Origin of the sequence: Nostoc sp. DedQUE08 (assembly GCF_034530895.1) — a bacterium.
Taxonomy (GTDB): domain Bacteria; phylum Cyanobacteriota; class Cyanobacteriia; order Cyanobacteriales; family Nostocaceae; genus Nostoc.
Genome location: NZ_JAVRCD010000001.1, coordinates 256,248 through 280,491, shown reverse-complemented (window position 1 = coordinate 280,491; position 24,244 = coordinate 256,248). Strand labels below are relative to the sequence as shown.

At 40.3% G+C, this 24,244-nt stretch carries 16 protein-coding genes; 1 reads left to right on the top strand and 15 read right to left on the bottom strand.

The window, feature by feature from the left end; genetic code table 11:
• From RMY64_RS01090 to RMY64_RS01030, 13 genes are all read right to left on the bottom strand, one after another.
• Positions 1–2,544, bottom strand: a complete 2,544-nt coding sequence (locus RMY64_RS01090; protein ID WP_322699057.1) for a glycosyltransferase — start codon at positions 2,542–2,544, stop codon at positions 1–3.
• Positions 2,545–2,594: 50 nt separating this feature from the next.
• The gene (locus RMY64_RS01085) at positions 2,595–4,595 is read right to left on the bottom strand and encodes a tetratricopeptide repeat protein (protein ID WP_322699056.1); all 2,001 of its coding nucleotides are present in this window, start codon (positions 4,593–4,595) and stop codon (positions 2,595–2,597) included.
• Between the two features lie 386 nt (positions 4,596–4,981).
• Positions 4,982–6,262 (bottom strand): calcium-binding protein, encoded by a 1,281-nt coding sequence (locus RMY64_RS01080; RefSeq protein ID WP_322670008.1) that lies wholly within the window; start codon positions 6,260–6,262, stop codon positions 4,982–4,984.
• Between the two features lie 108 nt (positions 6,263–6,370).
• On the bottom strand, positions 6,371–6,541 hold the full coding sequence (locus tag RMY64_RS01075) for a hypothetical protein (protein ID WP_322670007.1): 171 nt from the start codon (positions 6,539–6,541) through the stop codon (positions 6,371–6,373).
• 6 nt (positions 6,542–6,547) lie between these two features.
• Entirely contained in the window at positions 6,548–7,810 is a 1,263-nt protein-coding gene (locus RMY64_RS01070) for a nif11-class peptide radical SAM maturase 3 (protein WP_322670006.1), read from the bottom strand.
• A 67-nt stretch (positions 7,811–7,877) separates the two neighbouring features.
• Positions 7,878–8,315, bottom strand: a complete 438-nt coding sequence (locus RMY64_RS01065; RefSeq protein WP_322670005.1) for a Nif11-like leader peptide family RiPP precursor — start codon at positions 8,313–8,315, stop codon at positions 7,878–7,880.
• Positions 8,316–8,387: 72 nt separating this feature from the next.
• On the bottom strand, positions 8,388–11,480 hold the full coding sequence (locus RMY64_RS01060) for a tetratricopeptide repeat protein (protein ID WP_322670004.1): 3,093 nt from the start codon (positions 11,478–11,480) through the stop codon (positions 8,388–8,390).
• Positions 11,481–12,023: 543 nt separating this feature from the next.
• The gene (locus RMY64_RS01055) at positions 12,024–12,275 is read right to left on the bottom strand and encodes a hypothetical protein (RefSeq protein ID WP_322670003.1); all 252 of its coding nucleotides are present in this window, start codon (positions 12,273–12,275) and stop codon (positions 12,024–12,026) included.
• Positions 12,276–12,708: 433 nt separating this feature from the next.
• Complete coding sequence (locus tag RMY64_RS01050; RefSeq protein ID WP_322670002.1) at positions 12,709–13,497, bottom strand: peptidylprolyl isomerase; 789 nt, start codon at positions 13,495–13,497, stop codon at positions 12,709–12,711.
• 175 nt (positions 13,498–13,672) lie between these two features.
• On the bottom strand, positions 13,673–15,217 hold the full coding sequence (locus RMY64_RS01045; RefSeq protein WP_322699055.1) for an HlyD family efflux transporter periplasmic adaptor subunit: 1,545 nt from the start codon (positions 15,215–15,217) through the stop codon (positions 13,673–13,675).
• A gap of 116 nt (positions 15,218–15,333) precedes the next feature.
• On the bottom strand, positions 15,334–18,444 hold the full coding sequence (locus tag RMY64_RS01040; RefSeq protein ID WP_322699054.1) for a peptidase domain-containing ABC transporter: 3,111 nt from the start codon (positions 18,442–18,444) through the stop codon (positions 15,334–15,336).
• Between the two features lie 1,661 nt (positions 18,445–20,105).
• A complete protein-coding gene (locus tag RMY64_RS01035) occupies positions 20,106–20,258 on the bottom strand; it encodes a hypothetical protein (RefSeq protein ID WP_322669999.1) in 153 nt (50 codons plus the stop codon).
• 137 nt (positions 20,259–20,395) lie between these two features.
• Complete coding sequence (locus tag RMY64_RS01030; protein ID WP_322699053.1) at positions 20,396–20,584, bottom strand: hypothetical protein; 189 nt, start codon at positions 20,582–20,584, stop codon at positions 20,396–20,398.
• Between the two features lie 217 nt (positions 20,585–20,801).
• On the opposite strand from RMY64_RS01030, the gene RMY64_RS01025 reads away from it, so the two are divergent.
• The gene (locus RMY64_RS01025; protein WP_322699052.1) at positions 20,802–22,001 is read left to right on the top strand and encodes an acyl-CoA dehydrogenase family protein; all 1,200 of its coding nucleotides are present in this window, start codon (positions 20,802–20,804) and stop codon (positions 21,999–22,001) included.
• Positions 22,002–22,124: 123 nt separating this feature from the next.
• Here RMY64_RS01025 and RMY64_RS01020 read toward each other — a convergent pair whose 3' ends face one another.
• Both RMY64_RS01020 and RMY64_RS01015 read right to left on the bottom strand, forming a co-directional pair.
• Entirely contained in the window at positions 22,125–23,075 is a 951-nt protein-coding gene (locus tag RMY64_RS01020) for a D-2-hydroxyacid dehydrogenase (RefSeq protein ID WP_322669996.1), read from the bottom strand.
• Positions 23,076–23,209: 134 nt separating this feature from the next.
• Positions 23,210–24,157 (bottom strand): D-2-hydroxyacid dehydrogenase, encoded by a 948-nt coding sequence (locus RMY64_RS01015; protein WP_322669995.1) that lies wholly within the window; start codon positions 24,155–24,157, stop codon positions 23,210–23,212.
• Positions 24,158–24,244: the final 87 nt, after the last annotated feature.

Here is a 24,244-nt window from a genome sequence, read left to right as displayed (position 1 = left end):
CTATAGTGCGATCGCAGTTTGTGGGGGTTTTAATTCAGTAGGAATATTGTCTATAGGTGCTAATAGCAACTTAGCAATGATTTCTTCGCGTAGGGGAGCGGCTTCATCTTGAGTCAACAAAGCGAATAACTTTGCTACTGCTTGTGGAGAGCGATCTATTTTGAGGGACTCTTGCAGTATAGACAAAGCTCCGGCGATATTGCCCACCTGGAGAGGAATTGATGCTCGTGTCAGACAATAGTTGAAATTTTGGCTGCGAGCTTCTCTGGTAATCTTGGCGCGCTGCTCAATAGGAAAATAGGTATCAGAAATTTCAATCGCATGGCGGATAGCTTTTGGCATCTTTCCAGAAAGCCAATTTGCAGATGTCAATTTTTGGGTATGTTCGCGATAACGTGCCAAAATGCCTGGTTCGTACCACCAATCGTAATTAGCAGCATAGCGTTTAAATATTTCCCAGTCAGAAATTTCAGTTAAGTGCGGGTAATGCCCTCCTAACTGTTCGTAAGCGGTTCGACGAATGACTATTGCAGGTATGGTTACTAGACCACAGACACCAATGTTGGACAGCCAATTTGTCATGATGCCCCTGTGTTCTCCATACACCGAAACTACTTCTCCAGTGTTGATCGTTTCTCCTTTTTCGTTAATATATTCAAAACCGGTACAACCAACTCCAACTGTATCTGGACAAGTTGCCAGATACAGTTGGAGGCGTTCATAAAAACCTGGAAGTACACAGTCATCATCATGGAGAACATGCACCCACTGACCGCGACTCAGGGCAATCCCGGCGTTATAATTTCTCGCTCCACCGATATTTTCTTGATTGCGGTAGTAGCGGATTATTCCTCCCCCAATACTGTTTACTAGATCGAACAACGGTGTTGTACTGGCATTATCCATTACCAGAATTTCCATCTGCTCTGCCCCAGGCCATTGCACTAAGACACTAGCCAGACATTCCAGGAGATAATCGGTGCGGTTATATACCGGGATCACTACAGTCCAAAATGGTCGAGGTTTCTCTGGGCCTGTTACAGGTGGAATCGCTGGAAACTGATAGTCGCCAACAGTAACCTCAGCTTGAGGAATGGGGGGAGTAACGAGCATTTCTGGAGTGATGGCAGCATCAAAGTAAGCAGATACGGCTTTGGCATAGTGAGGATTGAGTAAAGTTAATGCCTGACGATACACAGAAATCGCCTCTGCTATATTGTTTTGAGCTTGGTAAACTTGACTCAAACGAATGTATATTTTCCAGTTTAAGGGATTGAGTTTTAGGGCTTGGCGATATGAGGCGATCGCTTCTTCCGATAAACCTTCTTCTTGCAGGATGTTGCCTAAGCTATAATATGTCTCTGGCGAATTTGGGTCAAGAGCGATCGCTTGACGATAATAATTAATTGCTTTCTTAAAATCCCCTGCGATCGTGCAAGAATGTGCAAATTTCTGATTCAAATCCGCGTAGTCTGCTTGTTGAGCTTTTGATAGTTTACCTTGCGCGTTCAGGGCGTTGCCTAAGTTAACTTTTGCTTCGGCAAAGTTGGGCTGGAGTTCTAAGGCTTTTTGATAATAAGTAACTGCTTCATCAAACTTACCTTGTTGTTCCAAAGTATAACCCAAGTTATTATGTCTTGCTACTAGCTTTGACTCTAGGGCTATTACATCAGGCAAAGAAGCAAAATCGAAATACAATAAAAACCTTTGGTAAGGGATATTTTGAAAGTTTTTATTTTCTTGCTTAAATTTTGGAGATAGTAAAACTAATTCTTTCTCTCTATTTCTTTTCTCCATATCGTTCAGTTTTTCTAAAAGCTCGCCATCTAATTCTCTGCCGCCATTTCTCGAAAATGCGTTCTTCTTTAACCAATGTGTATGCCAAAAAATAAAACCTAAATAATATGGTGTAATTCCTTCAAATTGAATTGCTTCACAAAATGGAATTTTGGCATTTTTATCGAAAATATTTTGCGGTGAAACTGTCCAATATGCCACATCTCCATCACCAGAAGCAACACATTTTAAATTTGTGTAGTACTTGGGATCGTTTGGACGTTGATATAAATTTACTCCTGAAAAAAATAAGGCTGTATTTTGCAGAGGATTTTGCTTCAAATAATTATAAATAATTTTTAATTTATCGGGAATACCTATGCAATCGCCGTCGATATAAACGCAAATTTTATACTGCGTCTGACTAAGACCAAAATTAGAATAAAAAACGAAAGAATGAATGTTGTTTACATCCAATTCAACTTGTTCTTTTGTACTAAACGAATAGACGTGAGGTAAGTAATGAAAAGCCCGTATTTTCTGAGGATATTTTTGTGCAAATGCCTCTATTATTTGAGGAGTTTTGTCTGTACACTGATGAAACACTATTACCAATTCATCAACATAATCAATCCAAGATTCGATTGTTGGTGCCAAAAACTCTTCTTCATTACGAACTCGCATCAGACCGCTGATCCCATCTTGTCGATTTTGTGGCTCAAAAGATGAAGCATTTATAGTAGGATGCTCTACTTGACTAATTGACATAGTTTTTTAGTCCAAAACTAGAAAATTTTTGCTTTTTCCTAAACAAGTCTTTATAAAGGAAGTGAGATAAATCTTGAGGCAATTTCTTCACGCAGAGGAGCTGCTTTTTCTTGTGTTAACCATCGGAATAACTTTGCCACTGCTTCCGGGCTACGATCTATTTTTAAAGCTTCTTCTAACCCTTGCCAAACTCCAGCCATATTCCCAGTCTGTAGGGGAATTATCAGCGATTCTAGACAATAAAGAAAATAATGACTCTGGGATTGGACGGTAATTTGTGCCGAGTATTCAATAGGAAAATAACTCTTTGAAATTTCAATTGCACGGCGGATGGATATCATCTGTTTCCCAGAGAGTAACAGTTGGCTGGTGACATTGTTAGCATGTTCGCGGTAACGAGCTAAAATTTCTGGTTCATACCACCAATCATAAACAGAGGCAATGCGTTTATAAACTTCCCAATCGCTTGTATAGGTCAGTTCAGGATGATATACGCCCAATTGTTCGTGTGCTTCTCGACGAATCACTACCGCAGGCATATTCAATGAGTTACTAACTCCAATAATTTGCAACCAATTTTGGGCAATTCCTCGCTGCTCTCCATAAACTTGTTGGCTGAAAATTACTTCCCCTTTCTCGTTAATATTTTCATAACCTGTAAAAGCGGCTCCTACAGAATCCGAACACCCTTCTAGACTTTCTTGTAGCCGAGAATAAAAACCTGGGAGAATATAATCATCGTCGTGCAGTAAATGAATCCAATGACCGCGAGTTAGAGCAACTCCGGCATTCCAATTTCCTGGCAAACCGAGATTTTGCGGATTGCGATAGTAGTTGATTATTCCTTGTCCGATACTATTCACCAGTTCAAATACTGGCGTTGTACTAGCATCGTCCATGACGATGATTTCCATCTGCTCTTCTCCTTGCCATTGGGTCAATACACTAACAAGGCATTCGAGTAGATAATCTATGCGGTTGTATACAGTTACCACCACACTCCAGAAAGGACGCTTACCTGTATTTGCTACGGTTGGAATAGTCGGAAAGCTGTATTCCCCTACAATTACCTCTCTTTGGGGAATTGAGGGCGTGACTGGTACTTGTTGAGGAATTTCAGCATCCTCACTAGATACTAATGCTTTGGCATAGTGAGGATTAATTAGCTTTAATCCTTGTCGATAGGCAGAAACAGCTTTTTGATATTGGTTGAGTTGTTGGTAAATTTTGCCTAAATTGAGGTATATTTCTTCATCGTTGGGATTAAGTTCTAATAGTTTTTGGTAGGATGCGATCGCCTCTTCTAATTCTCCTTGTTCTTGCAGCGCCAAAGCCAAGTTATAATGGGCTTCTAACAAATTTGGTTGTAGTGCGATCGCTTGCTTGTAACAAGTAACAGCATTTTTCAGATCGAGAGCTTTTTTCCGAGCAACACCCAATTGATTATTTAATTGTGCATAGTATATTTTTTGATTGATCGAGAGCTTACCTTGAGCGTGTAACGCATTACCCAAATTAGTCTCTGCTTCGATAAAGTCTGGCTTTAGCTCTAGAGCTTTTTGATAATAGTTAATTGCTTCTTCAAATAATCCTTGTTGTTGCAGAGTATAGCCCAAGTTGTTGTAAATTGGTAATGAATTAGGTAATAAAACTAAAGCTTGCCGATAAGCTTTCTCTGCTTCGGAAAACTGTTCTTGAACTAAATGCAAATTACCTAAACTGAACCAAGTTTTTACAGAATTTTGTTGAACTTGTGAAGCCGCACTTAGCCACTGTTCAGCAGTTTGGAGTTGCCCCATCTGTTGCGCTAACATCCCTAAACCATATAAAGCTTCATGGTTATCGGGTTGTTTTTCCAGAACTTGACTATACAGCAGTTCTGCCTCCAATAAACTATTGTCTTGTTGCTGTTGAACTGCTAGTTCAAGGATTTCAGCTACTTCTGTTTGATTTAGCGATTCAGCTTCATCCTTGTCACCTGACTGATGCTTTTGTATCGCAATTTGAATAAAAGATTTAACTCTAGATGCTGAAATATTTGTAGCATTCATAACTCTGTAGTATCTATAACTATATTTGAATTTGATATTATATTGTTATAGATTACTATAATTTCAGAACATAAGTGATAACTATTAATAAAATATTTTCCCTATTTTTGCCTGTTAATCAAGCAAGGCTATTTAATTAAAATAAGGGAGAGATTTTGTCAACAGTATGGACGAGAAATAAGCCTGAAGCTAGCGATCGAACATTACCAAGTCAAGTAATTTCAGTGGGTACACCATAGTGTTTGCTGTTGGCAAAACCTCTCCCAGAAAAGGTATCGAAATTTTATTGTACAATCAGATTTTTTTACTTACCTGATTGTTTTGACTGAGATGCTTGTAAATCAGAGTCTGTTAGGAAATGAAACGAGCAATTAGCCTTAAGCAAATTATATTACCGAGCTGATATCACTTGCACTCACGTTTGAAAATAGTATGCTTTGTTGAGGATTATTACCGAGAGACAAAGTATTACCTAGAGACAAAGTATTACCCAGAGACAAAGTATTTAAGGTGAGAAGAGCGCCATCGCTGGTATCTGTGATGTTACCTCGACTTCCCCAGCCATCTAATACCAGCTTGTCAACACCAATCTGAAAATCTTGAATGACATCAAAATCTTTTTTCAACAAGGAATCGCTACGTTTGAAAGTAAATGTGTCATTACCTTCGCCACCAATTAAGACATCATTACCACTACCACCATACAGTGTATCATTGCCTTTACCGCCATAGAGTGTATCATCGCCTTCGGCACCATCTAGGGAATCATTACCTTGGCCGGCGTCGAGGTTATCATTACCTCTTTTTCCAGATAGCTTATCATCCCCTAAGCTAGCATAAAGTTTGTCTGCCCCGTTGGTTCCCGTCAGATTATCCTTCCGAATCGTGCCGTAGATAACATCTCTACCCAGGTTGCCGATTAAAGTGTCTCCTGCCAATTCAACAGAAGTAGTATTAATTTTAACTATAGTTAAGTTGGTATTACGATTAAAATTCCGTTCATAAGTCCCAACAGCACTACCATTGAGGAAATCAGTACCATTGTCGCCATCAATATCATCATCTTTGTCACGACTCTCGATTGTGACATTGCGACTACGACCAAATGTTAGATCCCCGATTTGGTCGGAGGAGACTAATTTACCTTGGATGCCAAAATAATCTAAAACTTTGGCCCGATTAGGATTTGTGGTATCTAATACCAAAAAAGTTGTTGTCGACTGGCCCTTGTTATATTCAACGTCAGGATTTTCAATTTCTTTAGCTGCCAATTTTAAATTTGCTGAAAAATCAAAAGAGAAGCTTTCATTACGACCAACCGCAAAACTAGCAAGTACCTTTGCTTCGCTGTTGGAAGTACCTTCAAATTGACCACTTAATCCCACTACAGCAGCCTTAGTGAAAAGTGATGAAAAAGTTGGATCAAAACTTGCTTGAGCCTCAGCAATTGCAGCAGTTATACCACCTTTAACTAAGGTATCTGCCTGAGTAGTAGTTAAAATGCTTGCAGCACTTTCACTATAGTTAGAAAAAGTAGCATCCCCTTCAGCGGTAACAAAATTAGGACTAGGATCGGGCTTGGGATCGGGTCTATTGTTGAGATTAGTTCTACCATTAAAAGAAAGTAACTTTGGAACTGTCAGTGTTAGACTTACTCTTGATGCCATAAAAAAACTGTGTTGATTTTGTGAGTTAACAAATTTGCGCGTAAATATTTGGGGAGTAATTCTCTCCTAATTTACGAGCTAAATCTCTTGATATCCCTAATGAAGCTGTTAGCTTTTATCCAGGATTTGCTTCGCTTTTAACAGCACTTTGAAATAGGTTAATTGACTATTCCAAGCGGAACGTGGAAGTAGTGGGATCTTCTCTAATTCTTGAGATGGTGATGACTCAAGGTCAGTTTTTTCCGCTGAAATTGTGTTAATTTCGGAATTTTCTGCCATAATTTATTATCTCACGAGAGAGTAATAACGATCGGGTTCTTTTTGCCAACTTTCCGACCACTGAATGCTGTCAGCAGTAAAGTGTAAGCGGTCGTTTGCTGGCAATAAAGTATCTCTAGACTCGACAATTAGCTCAAATTCGCCATTATCAAATGGCAATCCTTGTGCCTTTACTTTGGGAACTACACGCTCTCTCATACCTTGTTTGGCATGAACAAGAGCGCGATGATGACAGTAAGGATTATTACCTCTCTTATTAAAGAAAACATGGGCTGTCCAACTGCAACCCCCACGACAAAGTTCAGCATATTCGCAGGTTTTACAGAAACCCCACAGGTGTTTTGTACCTTCAGGTGTTCCTGCTCCTAAATTGAAGCGTAGTTCTTCTGCACCCTCGATAATATCATGCAAGGTATGTTCTCGAATGTTACCACCTGTATAGGCAGTAGTCGGCAGTGAGGGACAACCTTTAATCGCTCCGTCAGCTTCAATTCCCAAAGTGGAAAGTCCTGCACCGCAACCTTGCCAAAATGAGAAGTCATCCTCCTTTCCCCGTCCCCGCAACAGTCGTTCATAAGGGCCGTAGTAACCAATGTTATTTCCCGCCTGAAGTTGCACGCCTTCTTGGTAAGCACGACGCGCCACACGGGCAAGCATGGGGTATATATCTAGCAGTTCATGGGGTTGGAGGAGGATATCTGCGTTATCGGCTGCATTTCCCATTGGTACAGTTAGCTGAACTTGCCAAGCACGCGCACCTGCATCACGAATGCACTCATAGATGCAGGGAAACTCTGGCGCTGACAGGCGATTAATTTGGGTGTTACAACCAAAAGAAATACCTACTTCTCGCAGATGACTCATGGTCTTAAATGCATATTTCCAAGAGCCTTTCTTTCCCCGCAGACGGTCATGAGTTGCTTCCAAGCCATCAATAGAAACAGAGACGGTACGAATTCCCGCTTCCTTCATTTTTTGGGCGGTTTCTAAGGAAATGCCATAACCGCCTGTAGTCATACCACATAACATTCCCGCCTCGTTGATAGCTTTGGCAATTTCCAGCCAGTCTGGACGCAGAAATGCTTCACCACCAATGAGAGTAACTTCTTTAATTCCAACTTCTGCCATCTGCTTGACGAGATCCAAAGCTTCTTTTGGAGAAAGTTCTTTGGCGCGCTCATGTCCTGCACGGGAACCACAGTGACTACAAGCTAGATTGCACTTCAAGGTAATTTCCCAAACTGCGTAGCTTTTGCGGTGATGTGTCATAGGTTAACTCTCAATCTCAACCCTCGAAATAAACGAACGAATTCTATTTCTTCATCGTTTTATCGGGTTATTGTACTTCTGTTGAACTAAGAACTGCTCCATATAACGGTTGTACAGATGGAATTTTTCCTTTGGGAAGTGGCCATGGCTTTGGATTTGGTTTAGGAATCCATTTACATTTAATTGGTGGTTTTCCACATTCTTCGTCGACAGGTGGAGGTGAGACTACAGCTCCATACAATGGTTGAGCGACTGTGTTTGTAAGCCCGCCAAAGGCTCCTACTAATTCCTCTTCACTGAGGTCGTCAAACTGGCCTAGTTCTTTTAACTCCAAGATTTTAATTGAGGCTGTTTCAAATTCTTCTTGAGAAAAATTATAGCCACCTTCTTCCATGACTTTTATCACTTCCTCAATCTTATCACTCATCAATTGAGTGTAAAAAGCCTCGTCTTTGACTAGTCTTACCAGGAAGTCTTTAACTTTCTCGAAAATTGTTAATGACATAAATTTTACCCCCTTAATTTGAAAGTTGAAGTTTAGATTGATGAAAATTGACGATCGCGTGAACTAACCCGTTTAGCGAGAAACTTTTAGTGAGTCCACTTGTGTAACTTTTTGTTGCTGGTTTTGGTAAATCTCTCCTAATTTCATGTTGGCTTCCTGGTGTTGGGGATTGAACTCCAAAGCTTTTTGATAGCAAGCGATCGCTTCTTCTAGCTCCCCTTGTTCTTGCAGTGCCACCCCCAAGTTATAATGGGCTTCTACCAAATCAGGCTGTATTGCGATCGCAGTTCGATAGTAAACAACAGCAGTTTGCCAATCAGCTCCTTCTTGGTGGGCAAAGCCCATCTGATAATTCAATTCTGCATAATAGGCTTGTTTCTCTGGTGAAAGCTTCCCTTGAGCAAACAGCGCATTCGCTAAATTGATTTCTGCTTCTATGCAGTTGGGCTGAAATTCCAGAGCTTTTTCATAAGATGCGATCGCATCCTCCCACTTCTCTTGTTGTTGCAAGGTGTAGCCCAAATTGTTGTATATTGTCCCTGCATCTGGTCGCAAAGCAATAGCTTTTCGGTAAGCTGCTTCAGCTTCTGGTAACTGTCCTTGGCCTTGCAGCAAATTGCCTAAACTAAACCAAATTTTCACGGAGTTAGGCTGAACTTGCGAAGCTGCACTCAAATGCTTCTGAGCTTCCTGCAACTCACCTTTCTGCTGTAGCAGCATCCCTAAATTGTATAATGCTTCTGAATAGTCTGGTTGTTTTTCGATCGCTTGACGATATAGCTGTTCGGCTGTATCTAGGCGATTAGCTCGATGCTCCTGAAGTGCAAGTTGAAACAGTTCAGCAACTTCTTTAGCATTAAATTGTCTTGGTTTATTAACCAGCTGCAAAATAAAATCTTCCAGCGCTCTGACTGGCTTTAAATCGCCATATAATTTATGTTTATTTTCTGCAACTTGCTGAGAAATATATTGCCGATATTTAGCATCTTTCCCCAGACGGATGGCGATTTGGACATATTCTGATTTATTTGAAGCGATCGTCTCTTCGATACCCATCATCTGTAAAATTGCTAGAGAATGGCGCGATCGCATCAGTTCTCCAGGTAAAGTTACAACCGGAATATTATGAGCAATAGATTCGAGTGTGGAGTTACATCCAGACCAACCAATACTATCTAAGAAGACATCTGCTATAGCTGTAGTTCCAGCAAACTTCCTGTCATTGAGGAAAGACAAAAACAAACAGTGATTTTGATAATCTAATCCTAATTCTGCAAAAGCATGATTTAAGCGCTGGCGAAATTTTTCTGTTATTTCTTCACTTTTGCTTTTAATAAATACAAACTTAGAATTTACTAGCTCTTTAGCAATAGAAGGAAAAACATCATCATGATTAGGCAAATATTTATATAATGACTGACAACACCAGAAGAAAATATCATCCTCTTTTAAACCTATATCTCGTTTCTTAATTTCTTCGGGTGGAATTGCTAAAGGCATATAATGAATAGATAGATTGGGTAATCTAACTAATTTTTCTGTGTAATGTTCTTGAGCATTTTCGGGTTCCATTAAGTCACTGCTCAAGTAATAGTCAATTGTCGGCAGTCCACTAGTCTCAGGGTGTCCCCAAGATGTCATTTGAATTGGCGCTAATCTCAGACAACCCAGTTTGAGAGCCATTGGGTCCATCCCAAATTCTGGGAAAATCAGGATATGTAATCGATCTTTTGTAATTACCTCACACCATTGTTCAGTTGAGCGAACACCTTGAACAAATTTATCAAAAGTTTTGGTGGCACTCATTGTTGAGTAATCTTTTTTGTCTCCAGTATAATAACCAAATAATTCAAACTCACTTCGATCTATATTTTCTACCCAACCTTTAATCGGGATTTTCCAATTAGAATGACTAGATAAAAACCCAGAAACGATCCCAATACGAACCTTTTGATTTTTATCTAAATTTGGCAGAGCAAGCGGCTGGCAATCTTGGGGATAGCGACTCGACATAATTTGGAAAATCATTTCTCCATAAGTTCGCTGTAAATCTCGGTCATTTAAACCTTGATATGTCAAATAAAAAGGTTGAAATGCTCCCACAGCTTCCGATGCTTTTGCCCGTCCTTCCCGATTAGTTAATTCATAATATTTAGCTAAATCTTGCAAATACTGTTGATACTGATTTCGTCTGAATGCAATTTCATCAACATTAGAATAGATAACTGGTAGTTGGCTCATACAAGCACCAAATTTAGCCATATTATAGTTTGGGTTCACTTTTACGGCTTGCTCAAATGCCTGAACTGCTGCTTCTATTTGGTTATCATCTCTCAATGCTGTTCCCAAGTTGGAATATATATAATCAACATCAGGTCGAATTTTAATCGCTTTTTGATAGGATTCTATGGCAGCATCAAATTTATTTTGCGCCCTGAGAATATTTCCTAAGTTGTTATAGGTGATTGCAAAATCAGGTTGAATACTTAAAGTTTTTTCATAAGCTTCTATTGCTTCTGTAAATTTTCCTTTTTCCTGGAAAAGATACCCTAAGTTGTGATATGCGTAATGATAGTCTGGTTTAATTTTTAGTGCTTGCTGGTAAGAATCGATGGCATCATTGAATCGCCCTTGTTTTTGGAGTACTTCTCCTAAATTAGTATGAGATGATACCAAATCTGGCTGCAATGCAATAGCTTGGCGATAATATAATTCTGCTATCTTGAAATCGCCTACCTTTTGCTTACCTAAAGCAAACTGCTCATTCAACTCTGCATAGTGGGCTTGTTCTTCTGGTGACAGCTTACCTTGAATGTGAAGAATATTTTTGATATTAATTTGTACTTCTATGCTGTCTGGGAGAATTAAGAGTGCTTTTTCATAACAGGCGATCGCTTCTTCTAGCTTACCCTGTTGTTGCAGACTAAACCCCAAACTGTTATGTATTGACCCTGCTTCAGGTTGTAATTGTAGGGCTGCTTGAAAAAATTGTTCTGCATTTTGATATTGTTCCCGTTGCTGCGCCAGCAGACCTAATCCATAGAATGCTTCTGACTGCTGGGGATCTAAGTCTATAATTTGACGATAAATCTCTTCGGCTTGGGTGAAGCGCTTACTTTGATAATATTGACTTGCGAGTTGGAGAGCATCAGGAATTGTGGTCACGTCGCTTTGCTCCAAATTTAAAATTAACAATCCCCATAAATAAATTTAGGAGCTTATATCCTTTCATTTATGGGCTTTTATGGGCTATAAATACAATCTTTTTTATTTAAAATGTCTTTTTTTCCTATATCTGCAAGGAACTCAAGCTTTTGAAACTTATAACTGATATCGATTGATATCATGTCTGCTTGGTTACTTCTTAAACTTAATTAACAGGAATTTTACTTTTTTCTACCTTTCGGGGGTCTACGAGAAGCTTAAGGCTACAGTAAAATCTTTGCTCTTATGACTATTAGCCCAGAGTTTTAATTCAGGGCGGGTAAATAACACAGGCTGCAACTGGGTTGAGGATTAAATGTTCTAAGCTGTAAAATTTTATTGCAGAAACATTTTTTTAAGACCAAAGGGTGTATTTTTGGTAAAAGCCGAAGGCTCAAATGAGCAAAGAGCCTTCGGCATTTATCAATATACTAAGCTTTCGAGCCTAACTCTACTTGCAGAAGTTAATACTTTTTGTAAGTAGAGTTTAATTATTACTACTTGTTAGTTAGAAGTAGAAGCATAGCTTGATGACGAAGCAGTAGCGCTATTAGGAGTAACGGTGGCGTTAGTAAAGGTTACAGCTACGTTGTTGAGACCGCCAGTTGCTTTAGCATCTGCGTCAGCTTGTGCAACACTGTTGAATTTTGCAGGAGGCTTAGGCGCTGGCTTCTTGATTATGATGGTGATTGTCTTAGTACCACCAATAATTTCTTCAGTGGTATTTTCCAAATAGTTCAGATCAGAAATAATCATTTGAGTTCTCCTAAAATTTGTAACTGTTGTTGGGAATATTTGGTCTAACCAACTTGTTTTGTTTGGCTATACATCTAATATACTTTATTCCTCAAAAAAGTCAATGCTTTTTTGAGGAATTTTTGATTAAAAAAACTAATATATTTGTGTTGAAAAATCATTATATATAGTCCTATTTGAAGTTAGAAAACACTGCATGACAAATTTGAGCAGAAATAAAATAATTACTGCCTAGCAAGAGTTATAGCGATTGAATTTAACTTTGAAATAACGCAAATACAGCACTTTGTAGATATATTCACAAAACACTAAAAAGGAAAAAATATTAAGTTTTAAGTATATAAATCTGTATCTGCAACATTTTTGAAGCTTCAAGGAATCTCCCATAACTTAGGTAGATACTTAGCGACAAAAACATTTGATAATTATTAAATTATTTAGTCTTGGTGTATAACATATCTATTAATTCCTCTTGTGAACCGTCTGAGTCTATTTGAGTAACTATTTTCATCATGGTGATTTGTTGCTTTAACCAATCAGAAAAGGATTCTGTAATGATTTTTTGGCGCAACTGTTCATCTAATTGGGGTTGAATGACTTCTTCCACCCAAATTAAATACACTCCCTTGGGAGTCGTTATCGGTTTAAGAGCTTCTGGTGGTGCAGCAGCAAATACAGCAGCTGCAATCTCTGGACGAAAATCTTTGCGGTATCGGAGTCCTTTGTATCCATAAGCACGACGAGCTTCTGGTTCTGAGATATATAGACGAGCAATATCTGGAAAACTGATTTCGCCTTCTTCTAGGGCATAAAAAAGCTCTAAAGCCAAGTCTCGATCCTCGAAGACAACTTCGTAGGTAACGGCGGCGATATAATCTAGCTGATGTTCGTAAAAGTGCTTTTCCAGTTGATCGGAAAATAGATGATTCGCTAACTTCCGCGAAAGGATATTGTTGTAGGCTAATTCTTCAAACTGATCCACAGAGAGGTGATGTTTTTCTAGCCATGACCAGGTGTCTTTAGCTTTGACAAGCTTCTTGGCGAACCTTAAGTTATCTCCTTCTTGCTGTAGTTCTTCTGGCGTGACTGTAATTCCTGCCGCTTGAGCTGCTTCGGTAATAATACTTTGCGACGCGATCGCCTCCACAACAGCAGGTATCTGACAGGAGAGTTTAAGACTGTGAATGATATCTGAGGTAGAAATGGTCAGATTGTGGGGCATAACACTATATCTCCAATAATTAAGCGGATTGGGTATCCCTTCTCTGCGAGACGCTAGGCGAACGGCTTACCTCGCAACGCTTGGCACAAGTCGCTCAGGGCAAGTGAGCACGCGGCATTAATTATTCCTCCAATCTCCCTTGTCCTATTTCCTGATTTGGATGCGATATCTTTAACTACATCTCCAAACCGCCCTTTTTCAGTTTTTTGAACGGATCTAGAACAAAGTCAATTACTCGGCGTTGACGAATGATCACTTCAGCATTTGCTGTCTGACCGGCACCTAATGGAATACGTTTGTTGCCATTTTGGACATACTGCTGGTCTAAGGTGATTTCTAATTCATAGGTTTCGATGTTGCCTTGGGGTGTTTGGCTAACTTTTGAGTCAGGCGAGATCCAAGTAACTTTTCCTGGCACGATGCCATACTCTTGGAAGGGATAGGCATCAAACTTGACTTTTACTGGCATTCCTACCTTCAAGAAACCGCTATCCTGATTAGGCATATTGGCTCTGAGTACGAAGTCTGTTGTTGCGGGTGCAATTTGGGCAATCCTTTGACCGACTTGTACCACTGCTCCTGGTTTAGTTGTGGGTAATTCAAAAATCACCCCATTAAGCGGCGATCGCACTACGCGCTGCTGAATTTGCAATCTTGTAGATAGAAGCTGGCTTTTTGTCTGAGCGATTTCTGATTGCGTTGCTGTTATTTGTGCTTGTAAATCTTTTAGCTGCTCCTGATTTTTCATTACAGCTAGTTGTCCGGCTTGCGTGGCACTTTTATAACTACTTTGTTCTTCTTGCAGTCGGAGTTTTGCTTGTTTGATATCAGATTCTAAGGTTTTGATAGTTACCTGATAATTATTTAGCTCTTGGGCTAAACGCAATTCGGCTTGTTTAATATCTGATAGAGACTTTTTATAAAGTCGTTTGCTTTCTTCCTCTTGTTTTTTGAGTTGATCGACTTGGGCTGTAGACACTGCACCATCGTGAACGAGTTGGCTATAAGTTTCAACTTGCTTAGAATCTATACCCAAAAGTTTTTTAGTCGATTCTTGATCGTCGCGACTGGTGGAAATTTGCTGCTGTGCTTGTTTAACTGATGATTCTTTTTCTAACTTTTGGAGGTTATAGCTACTCAGTTTGGCATCCAAGTTTTGCTGCACCTGGTTGAGTTGAGCCAATTTTTCTAATTCTTGGGATTTATTTTGTTGTTCTAAAAGACTCGTTGACATTAAGAGTTGATTTTTCAGCATTTCCAGTTGGGATTGCCGATTTTGTAGCCCTTGCAATTTGCTCTGGACTTGTTGCAGTTCCGTTTGCAGCAACTCAGAATCCAGTTCTAGTAAAACCTGGCCGGCTTTAACTGTATCTCCTTCTTTAACCGTAACTGCTTTGACACTTCCACCAGCTTGAGCGTCTAGTTTTTGAGTTGCGCCTTTAGGTTCTATACGCCCTCTGGCGCTACCAGTTTCATCGACTTTTGAAAGAGTTGCCCAAGGCAAAAATAGACCAGCAAAGCCGATGAGCGTATATAACAAACCACGAGTCCAAATTCGAGGTAAGGCATCGAGTAGTTTTTCTGTACCGTAGTACAAATCTTGACTTTCATTTTCTGCCTCTATTTGCTCGTCAAATACCGATTCCTCTTGCTGTTTGTAACTTTGATATTCATCTTGCTCATCTGGGGGAAGTGGGGACGATCTGTTGGGATGTGGCATGGTTTTATTTCCGATAACAGTAGATGGGGAGTGAGGGAGAAATCAATTCAAAATTCAAAATTCAAAATTGTTCGTGTAGAGTCTCGTAAAGAAGAAAAAGACTGCCCAATGCCCCATCAACTAACTTGAGACATCTGTTGTTGATTCAGGTAGTAATAATGACCTTTTTTAGCGATTAATTCGTCGTGGGTACCGCTTTCTACCAAAATACCTTGATCTAAAACCAGGATTAAGTCCGCGTTGCGGACTGTAGAGAGGCGGTGGGCAATAATTACACTTGTGCGTCCTTTAAGAATTGTTTTGAGGTTGTTTTGAATAATTCGTTCTGATTCTGAATCTAGGTGACTAGTGGCTTCATCAAACAGTAATAACCGGGGATTTCCAAGCAAAGCACGAGCAATAGCTAGGCGTTGGCGCTGTCCACCAGAAAGCATACCACCGCTTTCACCAATTTCGGATTCGTAATCCAGGGGTAGTTTTTGAATAAATTCATCCGCTCCAGCATATTTTGCTGCTTGGCTAATTTCTTCTGAAGAAGCATTTGGATTAGCGATCGCAATGTTTTCACGAACAGTCCCACCAAACAGGAAAGTATCTTGGTCTACAACGCCGATTTGGGAACGGAGCGATCGCATAGATACACTGGTGATATCGTTACCATCAATGAGTATTTTGCCATCTGTCGGTGGGTATAAACCTAAAATTAATTTACTGAGAGTTGTTTTTCCAGAACCACTGCGCCCTACGACTGCAACCATCTGTTCTGGCTGAATTTCAAAGTTGAGATTTTCTAATACGTTAGTGTCGCTTTCTGAGTGATAACGAAAAGTAACATTTTGAAAACAAATGTTACCGCGAAGTTTACCCAACGATTTGCGGGGTTTAATTGCTAAGTCTTCTTCTGGTTCCGCCTCCAATACATCATTAATCCGTTCGGTAGAAATCACGATTTCCTGTAATTCATTCCACAGCAAAGCTAGCCGTTGGAAAGGACTCAAGACGTTACCCACCAACATATTGAAAGCAACTAATTGTCCAATAGTTAGTTCGTTATTAATTACCTGGGTTGCTCCATACCACAGCAATGAAGTATTTACAAAGGTGTGGATGACGCCACTGATAATCTGCAAGCGATTGTCAATTATTTGAGCATTAAAGTCTTTTTTGATTAAATCATTTAGCAGTTCCTCCCAACGCCAACGCACTGTCTGTTCAATTGCTAATGAGCGGACAGTACGAATTCCGCTTAGGGATTCTATGAGATAGCTTTGTTCTTTGGTAGCTGCATTAAAAATATCTCTGGAGATGCGGCGCAAAATACTTGTGCTGGCCAGCGCCAAGATAAAAAATGGCGGTACAGTACACAGCACGAATAATGCCATCCGCCAGCTATAGGAGAACATCAAAGCCAGATAAACCACTAATGTCAGCATATCCAACACAATCGAGAGTGTCTGACCAGTAAGGAAGTGCTGAATTTTCTGGTTTTCTTGGATGCGCGAGATTATATCCCCAACGAAACGCGACTCGAAATAAGCAAGGGGTAAACGGAAGGTATGTTTGATAAAGCCTACGAGTAAGGCGATACTAATGCGGTTAGCAGTGTGAAATAAGAGATATTGCCGTACACCGTTGACAGCAACACCAAACAACCCAAAAACAATCATTCCCAAACCAATGGCGTTTAAGGTTGGAACACTGCGTTGCACAAGTACTCTGTCGAGCAACAACTGGGTAAATACTGGCGTTACTAACCCAAATAATTGAATTACTATCGAAGCTATGAAAATTTCTACCAGTGTTCGATAGTGAGGTTTGACTAGCTCAAAAAATTTCCAGAAGCTTCTACTTTCGTCTTTAGCACTTTTTAGTAGAGCTGTCGGTTGTAGTAACAATGCATAACCAGTCCAACCTGCTTGAAATTCAGCTTTTGTCAAACTGCGTTGACCAAGAGCCGGGTCACATACAATCACCCGCTTAGGAGTGATTTCATAGACAACAATAAAGTGTTTACCTTCCCAGTGAGCAATTGCAGGTAAAGGCTGTTCTGCTAATTTATCAAGAGTAGCTTTTACTGGACGGGTGGCAAAACCCAGGTATTCTGCTGTTGCTGCCATCGCTTTTAGGGATGCACCGTTGCGAGTGACATTGGTCATATCCCGTAGGCGATTGATACTAAAATGTTTGCCCCAATAGTTACCAATCATCACCAAGCAAGCAGAACCACAATCAGCTGCACTTTGTTGGGCATAGAAGGGATAGCTTTTGGTAATCCGCTTCCACCAATGTCCCATTTGTACTTTCGGACTGGGAAAGTAAAAACGTGATTTTTTTGTTGGCTGTTGTTGTGACGGCTTCTCTCTTTGGGGAAAAGGAATAATTTTAGATTTTGGAGATTGGGAAGTTTTTTCTCTAGTACCTAATCCCCTGCGACGCACTGAGCCGATCGTTGCGTCCTCAGTCTCCAATTCCGTTTCGCTGACACTCATGCCAAAAGACCACTCCCCTAACTCCGGGAAGTATTCTAGTGCTGTTTGCATTTGGTCGTTTTTCAGAATGTAAGCAATCGTTGGTTGCGTTGTTTGCCAATCTCCTTGTTTTGGTTGAGCAAAGATTGTACCTGGTGTCAAAAAATCGCCTTCAGAATGCCGCAGTTGACCTTTGTACAATAGCCACAACTGTGAATCTTGGGATATTTGTGGACTGACAGAGCCAGTTTCTAACTGGTGTCGCTCAAACAAAGATAAGGCTTTGAGCATTCCTGAAACTTGTGATGTATGGCGGGGGAATTGTGATACTTGGCGACATAACAACAACAAATCCCAAAGTTCTGCACGGGCAAATAAGCGATCGCGAATGTTAGGATACTTGTCTATCAACCTTTGCAATGCTTCTTGACTGAAATAGCCAAGTTTCAAGCTTGTCGAAGCTCTAACTACATAAGGACTAAAGTTAGCTTCGGGAAACAAGGTCAATTCACCAAAAACAGACCATGCACCAAAGGTAGTAATTAAATTCTCAGAGCTATCTAATAGTCGGACTTTACCTGTAAGAATAATATATATACCAGGATTCGCCTGTGCAGATTCCCAGAATTGCTTTGCTGATGGTGGCTCCACAATCTCCATTTCTGCCAAGAAGTCCTCTAATTCTTTTTCTGAGAGTTTTGTATCTAAGGTGTACAAAATTCTTTCACCCAGATGTTGCTCAGAAAGCACTGATGGCATTTTTTCATCTCCACAAAAAAAATTTACTTATCAGTCGGAATCCAATTCAAAACTTCATTAAAAATATTATTTAATCCCGTATTTTCACCGAGGAAACTCTCAGCTTTATTAAAGTAGAGTTGAGAAAGAAACAGTATGCTAGCAAAGCATCTATCTTTTACATACAAGGTATTTTTATTGAGTGGGCAATCTACAAGAAGTTGTTGCAGCGAGTTATTGATGTGGCAATAACTAGTGTAAATGCTAGAATATCGAGCTAGAGCTTTGTTTAACGACATTTAGCTTCAAAAGCGACTAACTGCATTGACAGCCTCTGCACAAATATGGATTGCTCATTTTTGCAATCAGCAGTGGTTGTAAGCGATCGTTAAGAGGAATTATTTTCGCAATCTAATTTGCTGTATGCAGCAAGAGCTATGCAAAGTATTTCATTCCTCAATCACAAACCGAAGTTTTTTTTAGTTCAGGACAATGTTATGGCTGAAAGTTATTTCATGCTCTTGAACAACACCTGACTCGGAAGAATTTTTAAAAGAATGTTTTCAAACATTCCTAACTTTTTAACAGCCTTGTCTTGACTTAAATGGTGTGACATAATTGTAGTTAGAAATTGCATTGATTCGTAAATTATGTGAAAACGTAATTCATTAGCAGTTGTGTGAACAAAGCCTGACAGCAAAAAAAACACAACTACAAGTCTGACTAACGTTGTAGTGTTAATCAGAAATTTACACAATGTGCAATTAGCTCCCAGCATATTCCCTAGTACTTTGGCGAGTCTAGGGGATAGTCTTCGGGATAGCTTCATCCCGCTCGTGCAACCTGGAACAAAAGAAGATTTTGAGTAGGCTACAAGAAACAGAAGACTATAAAAACTATAAAGCTATAAAAGCACATCGTAATTTTGTTTAAGTAGTATTTTACCAATTAAGCTAAATTACACTTAAACAAATATTGCTTAAGTTTGCTTGGAGATTCCAGAATGGATCTTTTTCCAGCACTGCTTAGTATCTTTTAGGGAGCATCTAGCAAGTTATTTAACGTTTGTATTATACCTCCTATAGTGTAACAAATGCAAGTGACTAAAAGAGACTTGCGAACATCATCATATTTACATACAAACATGATATTTACATAATTAGCTTACACTCTTTCTGTTCTTAAATTTAGATATTTTAGTAGTTTCTTAATGTAAATTTTCTGACAAGTCACCTAATAGATGATATTTAACAAAAAAAATATATTTAACAACCATTTATACATTAAATCTTTAAATAGCGAGGTGGCATAACATGATGCTAGTCATAACGGCGACTATTGTTTGCTTAAAGGTAATATTTAAGTTGTTTAAATTAGCTGTGAGGTAAAACACATTAATATTGTGATCGGGCACACACACTAGTTGACTAAGGCAATCTTAGCATTTTTTCCATCAAGGGTATAGCAGCAATACATATTACAGCTTGATAGAAGTTGAGAAATAACCATCATGTTTAAATGAGTCTATAGTTCAAAAAATGACAATAAATCGCCAATTCGTCTTTTAAAACCTAAGATTACCATCCGATCGAGTCAAGTAATAAATGGATAAATTGAATGGTGGTTATAGAGCCAGTGCCCTGACAAAGTGTAACACCATCGATTTGGTAAAATATAGAAAATCATCCATAGCGGTTCTTAATCAGATAAGGTACATCCTCAAAGTTAAAAATATATCCAGTCCAGTTATACCTCAGTTGCAGAGGAACCGCTATAAAAGCAACCAATATCACTTTGGTTGCGATCGCCAATGCTGTTGCTGTATATTTATCCATTGGAAAATCTACTTGATGAGAAAATTATCCCTGTGTAATCTAGGGATCTTTATATTACTCTCAACAGAGAATATTTAAATGCTTGTTTCTTTGTGCTTAGTTCCAAACGCAAAGATTTAATTTAAATGGTAATTAGCTTAAAAGACCATAGGACTTACGCACAAGTTACGAAATAACGAACCGCAGAGGCGCAGAGAACACAGAGAAATCAGAGTTTGAGAGATATTTTGCGTAAGTCCTAAACCGGTAAGGAATTCAGTTCCTAAGTTGTGGCGCGATCGCTGAATTTTCCCCTTGGCTTGCTCGATGAAAGGAGTTTGTGTCATACTTACAAAAACCACAAATTACTAAATCTCGGTCGATTTTAAGTAGTATTTACAGGGCATTAGGGAGCATTAGAAGTAATACAGTTAGGGCAATGAGGATTGGGGGTGAGGGGAGACTGGCGTCGTGCGAAAAATTGATATTCCTACAAACTTGAGATGCTTCCATATTGAAAAACATCTCTGATTTAGTAGTACAGTGAATTACGAAGGAGTACTTATGTCACAGTTGGAGCAAGCAGTGCCAAACACCTTTGTAGCCCAAGGTCTAGAAACTCTCCCCAATATTTTCGACCAAGTTGAGGCTTTGGCCAAAGATTTCGCCACCCGCGCAGGGGCACACGATAGAGATGCTTCCTTTCCCTTCGAGAATTTTACAGCTTTGCATGAGGCAGGATTACTCAACCTCACCATTCCACGTGAATTCGGCGGCCAGGATTTGGGTTTGGCAACTGTCTGTCGGGTGATTGAAGGGATAGCACGTGGCGATGCTTCGACCGCATTAGTACTGACAATGCACTATCTTCAACACGCTCATGCAGCCCGTAGCCGTCGCTGGCATCCAGAAGTGTATAAGCGGCTGTGTCGTGAATCAATTGAAGGCATTGCTCTGCTGAATGCTGCCCGTGTTGAACCAGAGCTAGGAACGCCAGCCAGAGGCGGATTGCCAGCGACAATTGCCGAACGAACAACAGAGGGCTGGCGTTTAACAGGACATAAGCAATACACCACAGGCAGTCCCATCCTCAGCTATTTTGTTGTTTGGGCACGGACAACTGAAGATGAACCACAAGTTGGGAATTTTCTGGTTCCGCGCGATCTCCCAGGTTTGCGAATTGTCGAAACCTGGGATCACTTGGGGATGAGAGCTACAGGCAGCCACGATCTCATTTTAGAGAATGTATTAATTCCCTCAGAGTATGCTTTAAATATCAACCCCATATCAGTTGCACCATCTTTCGATCCGCTAATTTCCACTTGGGGCAGTTTGACAGTGAGTGCTTTATATCTCGGTGTTGCTAGTAGTGCGCGAGACTGGCTTGTTAAATATCTTTGGGAGCGATCGCCTTCTAATCTCCAAGAGCCACTGGCAACTCTGCCACGCTTCCAAACTGCCGTGGGTGAGATAGAAGCACTGCTGTTTGCTAATAATAGATTGATTTATAGTTTGGCTCAAGATATTGACAAGAGCGAATATGAGCCTAACGTAGGATTACAGGCACAGGCTGTTAAATATCTTACTACAACTAACTCGATTCGTGCTGTGGAGATTGCCTTAGAACTAACTGGCAATCCTGGTTTATTAAAAAGAAATCCTTTAGAGCGTCACTACCGTGACGTTTTATGCAGCCGTATACATACGCCACAAAATGATGTTATTTGCCAATCTTTAGGAAAGTCTGTGTTGAAAGTTAAGTGATTGGGCATGGGGTATGGGGGAAGACTTGTTGCAAGTTCTCATTAGAGTCACCTTGTCTCTCATCTTCTCAATGCCCAATGCCCAATGCCCAATGCCCAATTCCCAATCCCCAATCACCAATATTTAGTATCCAGCTTGCTTGTCTACAACATTCCGCAAAGGCTGACCGTTTTGGTAGCGTTGAAGATTGTCGATAAATAGTTGTGCTATGCGCTCTCTGAGGCGTGGTGACAAGGCTGAACAATGGGGAGTGATAAAAGCGTTCGGTAACGACCATAAGGGACTTTCTGGCGGCAGAGGTTCGGTTGCAACAGTGTCTAATCCAGCACCCGCAATCCAACCCTCACGTAGTGCAGTCAGCAATGCGGCTTCATCCACGATCGCACCACGAGCAATGTTAATTAGGTAAGCAGAGTGACGCATAGAGCGCAACGCAGCTTCATCGATCGAGCCTTTAGTTTCTGGGGTTAATGGTGTGGCAATCACTACATAATCTGCGGCTGGGAGGAGCGATCGCCACTCATCAGCGCCTACAACTTTGTCAAAATTCGGTAAGGGTTCGGGATGGCGGCGACTACCCCAAACTGTGACTCCAAAGGCTTTAGCACGAGATGCGATCGCTTGACCGATATTTCCTGTGCCGAGAATTAATAAAGTTGCGTCTGCCAACTCTTCAAGAAACACTCCTCTTACCCAAGTGTGCTCATTCTGCAAAGTTTGCAATTTCCGCAGATTCTTGGCGTGATAGAGCATAAATGCCAGTACAAATTCCGAAATTGGAATTGCATGAACCCCTGCACCATTAGTGAGGATGATGTCCTTTTGCAAAAAAGTTGGCGTGAGGATGTGATTTACGCCAGCACTCGGTGATTGTTGCCAACGCAGCGCGGGTGCTGCTGTCAGTACTTTGTCAAGAGTAGAGGTTTTCAGGTAAAATCCATTGACATAAATCTCTGCATCACTGGCATCACCATCGAGATTACCTTCACTATCCACCTCTACTACATCGATATTAGATGGTAGGTGTGGCTCTATATCTGCAATGAGATGATCGGGTAAAATTAGTTTCACCATTTGTTAGTCTTCCATTTCATTTTGAATTTTCAAAGGGACTGGGTATTAGGGCAGAAAGACAGAAGATTAAAAGTTAAATTCTTTACCAATTTCCAATGCCCAATGCCCAATGCCCAATGCCCAATACCCAATGTTTAGTATCCTGCTTCTTTATCTACTACATTTCGTAATGGCTGACCAGCTTGGTAACGCTTTAGATTGTCGATAAATAGAGCTATTGAACGCTGTTTACTCTTGGGTGAATGACCGGAAGTATGAGGAGTGATAAAGATGTTAGGAAGTGACCACAAAGGGCTTTCTGGTGGTAACGGTTCTGAGTTAACTGTGTCTAATGCTGCACCTGCAATCCAACCTTCTGTGAGCGCTTTTATTAATGCCGATTCATCGATTACGCCGCCGCGAGCAATATTAATAAGGTAGGCATGATTTGGGAGCGAGCGCAATACAGATTCATCAATAAATTCTTTGGTTTCGGGAGTTAGAGGTGTTGCAATAACTATATAATCTACCTCTGGCAGGAGCGATCGCCATTCATCAGCACCTACTACTTTATCAAAATTTGCTAGTTCATGAGGATGACGGCGACTGCCAATAATTTTTAAGCCGAAGGGTTTAGCACGGGCGGCAATTTCTTGACCAATACCACCAGCGCCAATAATTAGCAAGGTTGCATCTGTTAATTCTTGGATAGCAAAGCCTCTTTTCCAGTGACGTTCTGCTTGTAAAGCATATAATTCTTGTAGATGCTTGGCATGAGCCAGTATATAAGTGATTACAAATTCTGCGATCGGAATTCCATGTACTCCAGCCCCATTAGTGAGGATAATATCTCTTTGCAAATAAGTTGGTGTCAGGATGTGATTCACCCCTGCATTTGGTGCGTGATGCCAACGCAATGCCGGTGCTGATTCTAGTATTTTATGTAGTGTCGGACTTCTCGATAAAAACCAACTGAAATAAACTTCGGCATCGCTAGCATCCCCATCTAGATTTCCTTCAACATCTACTCGTACAATCTGTGTATTGGGTGGTAGATGTGGCTCAATGTCAGCAACCAAATCGAGCGGCAAAATGAGCTTCATTGTAGATTACCTCTTCTTTATTTACAAGGCTATATCTGTAAATTGCTTCTGCTTGACAAAAAACTAAGTGCCATTTTTACTTGGCAC

Bases quoted from the DNA above. Each gene is read 5' to 3' on its own strand.
- RMY64_RS01025 (WP_322699052.1), top strand. From the start codon at position 20,802: ATGTCACAGTTGGAGCAAGCAGTGCCAAACACCTTTGTAGCCCAAGGT.
- RMY64_RS01015 (WP_322669995.1), bottom strand. From the start codon at position 24,157: ATGAAGCTCATTTTGCCGCTCGATTTGGTTGCTGACATTGAGCCACAT.
- RMY64_RS01080 (WP_322670008.1), bottom strand. From the start codon at position 6,262: ATGGCATCAAGAGTAAGTCTAACACTGACAGTTCCAAAGTTACTTTCT.
- RMY64_RS01030 (WP_322699053.1), bottom strand. From the start codon at position 20,584: ATGACACAAACTCCTTTCATCGAGCAAGCCAAGGGGAAAATTCAGCGA.
- RMY64_RS01040 (WP_322699054.1), bottom strand. From the start codon at position 18,444: ATGCCATCAGTGCTTTCTGAGCAACATCTGGGTGAAAGAATTTTGTAC.
- RMY64_RS01045 (WP_322699055.1), bottom strand. From the start codon at position 15,217: ATGCCACATCCCAACAGATCGTCCCCACTTCCCCCAGATGAGCAAGAT.
- RMY64_RS01050 (WP_322670002.1), bottom strand. From the start codon at position 13,497: ATGCCCCACAATCTGACCATTTCTACCTCAGATATCATTCACAGTCTT.
- RMY64_RS01035 (WP_322669999.1), bottom strand. From the start codon at position 20,258: ATGGATAAATATACAGCAACAGCATTGGCGATCGCAACCAAAGTGATA.
- RMY64_RS01090 (WP_322699057.1), bottom strand. From the start codon at position 2,544: ATGTCAATTAGTCAAGTAGAGCATCCTACTATAAATGCTTCATCTTTT.
- RMY64_RS01020 (WP_322669996.1), bottom strand. From the start codon at position 23,075: ATGGTGAAACTAATTTTACCCGATCATCTCATTGCAGATATAGAGCCA.
- RMY64_RS01075 (WP_322670007.1), bottom strand. From the start codon at position 6,541: ATGGCAGAAAATTCCGAAATTAACACAATTTCAGCGGAAAAAACTGAC.
- RMY64_RS01055 (WP_322670003.1), bottom strand. From the start codon at position 12,275: ATGATTATTTCTGATCTGAACTATTTGGAAAATACCACTGAAGAAATT.
- RMY64_RS01070 (WP_322670006.1), bottom strand. From the start codon at position 7,810: ATGACACATCACCGCAAAAGCTACGCAGTTTGGGAAATTACCTTGAAG.
- RMY64_RS01085 (WP_322699056.1), bottom strand. From the start codon at position 4,595: ATGAATGCTACAAATATTTCAGCATCTAGAGTTAAATCTTTTATTCAA.
- RMY64_RS01065 (WP_322670005.1), bottom strand. From the start codon at position 8,315: ATGTCATTAACAATTTTCGAGAAAGTTAAAGACTTCCTGGTAAGACTA.